This window comes from Chitinophaga sp. (assembly GCF_036566945.1).
Lineage (GTDB): Bacteria > Bacteroidota > Bacteroidia > Chitinophagales > Chitinophagaceae > Chitinophaga.
The window spans coordinates 1-3554 of record NZ_DATCVJ010000454.1; the positions used below are offsets into that span (position 1 = coordinate 1).

Genomic DNA, 3554 nt, shown 5'->3' on the forward strand with positions numbered 1-3554 from the left:
TGGAATTTAGGCGCAATGCTGATCGCTCCGATAGGGAAACCATTACCCATACCCTTTGCCATGCTGTAGATATCTGCATTAATACCGGCAAAATCATGTGAGTAGAATTTACCGCTTCTGCCATAACCACATTGCACAGCGTCTGCAATAAATACAGCATTGTGTTCATCACACAATGTTCTGATCTTACGCAGGAAAGATTCGCTGGCTACATTGATACCACCTACACCCTGTATACCTTCAATGATCACAGAAGATACTTCGTGTTGCTGGAAAGCTTGTTCCAGTGCGACTTCATCTTCCCATGGTAAAAATACTACGTTGTCTGTTTCATTTACCGGTGCTACTATTTTCGGATTATCAGTAGCCGCTACTGCGAGAGAAGTTCTGCCGTGAAATGCTTTCTTAAAAGCAATGATGGTTTTTCTGCCATTGTAAAAAGAAGCCAGTTTCAGGGCATTTTCATTGGCTTCTGCACCGGAGTTACATAAAAACAACTGATAGTCTTCTTTGCCGGAAACCTTGCCCAGCAAAGTCGCCAGCTCTTCCTGTAAAGGCATCTTCACAGAGTTGGAGTAAAAACCAACTTTATGTAACTGGTCGGTGAGGCGTTTCACATAATGTGGATGCGTATGCCCAATAGAGATCACGGCATGTCCGCCGTAGAGATCGAGGTATTGTGTACCCTTGTCGTCCCATACATGGGAGCCCAGGGCTTTTTCTATAATGATATCGTTAACGGGATATACGTCGAATAATTTCATGTCGGCAAAAAATTGAAAATGATAAAAACAGTTAGAACACGATGGACTTTAATTTCAGTCCTGCCGTTTCATCCAGTCCGCACATCAGGTTCATGTTCTGTACAGCCTGACCGGAAGCGCCTTTCAGCAGATTGTCTTCAACAGAATGGATCACCAGTTTATCACCGGTTTTTTCCAGTTGAATCAAACACTTATTGGTGTTGACTACCTGCTTCAGATCGATCTGTTTGTCGCTTACATGCGTAAACGGATGACCGGTGTAAAAGTCTTTATACAGCTTCACAGCCTCCTCCAGTGACAAGTCGGTTTGCATGTAGGACGTTACCCATATTCCTCTTGGGTAATCACCACGTACCGGTACAAAGTTTACCTCACCATGAAAGCCTGGCTGCAACAGCTGCAGGCTTCGTCGTATTTCTTTCAGGTGCTGATGATTCAGCACTTTATAAGTAGAGATATTATTCGCTCTCCAGGTAAAATGGGAAGTCGCCTGCAGGCTTTGTCCCGCACCGGTAGAACCAGTGATACCGGTAGTATGTACTTCTTTCAGCAAACCTGCTTTGGCCAGTGGCAACAGTCCCAATTGAATGCCGGTAGCAAAACAGCCTGGATTGGCAATGTTCTGCGCGGATTTTATCAGGTCCCGCTGCATTTCAGGCAAGCCATATACAAAAGTGCGGTCTTTAACGGTTTCGCCTAAACGAAAATCCTGGCTCAGGTCAATCACTTTCACATGTGCCGCTACATCCGTAGCTTCCAGGAATTTTTTAGATTCTCCATGACCCAGGCAAAGGAACATCACATCAATATCGTTGCTCAGCTCACCGGTAAACAGCTGTTCTGTTTCACCCAGTAAGTCTGCGTGTACGGCATATAAAGGATTGCCCGCATTACTACGGCTATGTACAAACGAAATAGTAACATCCGGGTGATTCAACAAAAGCCGGATCATTTCACCGCCCGTATAACCAGCGCCACCTATGATGGCTGCTTTGATTTTTGGTACTTTCATTCCTTAGTGGATTGTGCTGAAAAAGCTGAAAGCGTAAAGCATAAAGCAAAAAGCTATTGTAGCGATTGATTATGTTATTATGCTGCTTTTTTAGCTCATGATATTCTTAGTGTTTTGATAAAAGCTATTAACATGGCTTTTACCTCGTTTACTTTTTTGTTGAGATCTGCATAGATCGGTTCATTTAAAAATTTCAGGTCAAATGCCAGCAATGCGCAATATTCCACTTCATGTACCGAACCTAAGGCATGATCCAGAAATCTTGCAAAGTCAGCCTCCGTCGACCTACCGCATCCCTCCACAATATTCAGCGGCACGCTATACGCGGCCCTCTTCATCTGACTCCCCAAAGCGTACCTTTCATCTTTCGGTAATTGAATAACCACCTCTTTATACACAAAAGTTGTCATCAGATGTGTCTTCTTCCAAACCTCCAGTTTTTTATAATCTCTCATATAGTCCTCATTTTAAACATTAAAAATGTCTTAAACAGGAACGGACTATACTAAAAATACTCGCTTCATTCTCCTACACAATAGCTTTCAGCTTTATGCCTTCTGCTTTACGCTTTCCTTCACCTGATGCCAGATCATTGTCTGGTTACCAAAAATTTTGCTGAATCCTCTTACATCATCTCCACTCCAGCCGGTGTTCATTTCACCGTACTTACCAAATTTGCTGCTCATCAGATCATAAGGGGAACTGATACCGGTTACCTGGAAACGGTAAGGCATGAGCGTTACAAATACTTCACCGGAAACATTCTCCTGGGTATTTTGCAGGAAGGCTTCAATATCGCGCATTACCGGGTCCATGATCTGACCTTCGTGCATATAGTTACCGTAGAACTGCGCCAGTTGGTCCTTCCAGCTCAGCTGCCATTTTGTTAATACATGTTTTTCCAGTGCATGGTGTGCTTTAATAATCACCATCGGCGCTGCTGCTTCAAAACCTACGCGGCCTTTAATACCAATGATGGTATCACCTACGTGGATATCACGGCCAATCGCAAACGGACCGGCAATGGTTTGCAGATATTGTATCGCTTCAGAAGGATGACCAAATGTTTTGTCATTCACGCCTGTCAGCTCACCTTTTTCAAAAGTTAATTTCACGAGCTCTTCGCCCTGCTTTGTCAGCTGGGTAGGCCAGGCAGCTTCCGGCAACATACCATTGGAAGTCAATGTTTCTTTACCACCAACGGAAGTTCCCCACATGCCCTTGTTGATAGAGTACATGGCTTTTTCAAAATTCACTTCCACCCCTTTTGATTTCAGGTAGGAAATTTCTTCTTCACGGCTCAGTTTCAGATCACGTATAGGCGTGATGATTTCCACACCCGGGATCATGATATGGAATACCATGTCGAAACGCACCTGGTCGTTACCGGCACCGGTACTACCATGTGCTACTGCGTCTGCGCCCACTTCTTTCACATATTCTGCGATGGCCAGTGCCTGACTCATACGCTCTGCACTTACGCTTAGCGGGTAGGTATTATTTTTCAGTACATTACCGAAGATCAGATATTTGATTACGCCATCATAATAAGAACGTATCGCATTAACAGTTTTATGACTTTTAACGCCCAGGCTGTAAGCGCGCTTTTCAATTTCCTGCAGCTCTTCTTCAGAAAAACCACCAGTGTTTACAATCACTGAATGCACTTCATATCCTTTTTCTATCGTCAGATATTTAACGCAATAGGAAGTATCAAGTCCTCCGCTAAATCCCAGTACTACTTTTTTCATTATGACATCTTTTTTTATAATTCCAGT

At 43.6% G+C, this 3554-nt stretch carries 4 protein-coding genes; all 4 read right to left on the reverse strand.

Annotated features, from left to right (window positions below):
• Window positions 1-764 (reverse strand): aspartate aminotransferase family protein (locus tag VIP81_RS13935; protein ID WP_331961582.1); only part of this gene is annotated, 764 nt, incomplete at its 3' end.
• Window positions 765-795: 31 nt separating this feature from the next.
• Window positions 796-1776, reverse strand: a complete 981-nt coding sequence (argC, locus tag VIP81_RS13940; protein WP_331961585.1) for an N-acetyl-gamma-glutamyl-phosphate reductase — start codon at window positions 1774-1776, stop codon at window positions 796-798.
• 95 nt (window positions 1777-1871) lie between these two features.
• Window positions 1872-2231, reverse strand: a complete 360-nt coding sequence (locus VIP81_RS13945; RefSeq protein WP_331961588.1) for a four helix bundle protein — start codon at window positions 2229-2231, stop codon at window positions 1872-1874.
• Between the two features lie 93 nt (window positions 2232-2324).
• A partial coding sequence (locus tag VIP81_RS13950; RefSeq protein ID WP_331961591.1) for an argininosuccinate synthase occupies window positions 2325-3554 on the reverse strand: 1230 nt, incomplete at its 5' end.

Bases quoted from the DNA above. Each gene is read 5' to 3' on its own strand.
- argC (WP_331961585.1), bottom strand. From the start codon at position 1,776: ATGAAAGTACCAAAAATCAAAGCAGCCATCATAGGTGGCGCTGGTTAT.
- VIP81_RS13945 (WP_331961588.1), bottom strand. From the start codon at position 2,231: ATGAGAGATTATAAAAAACTGGAGGTTTGGAAGAAGACACATCTGATG.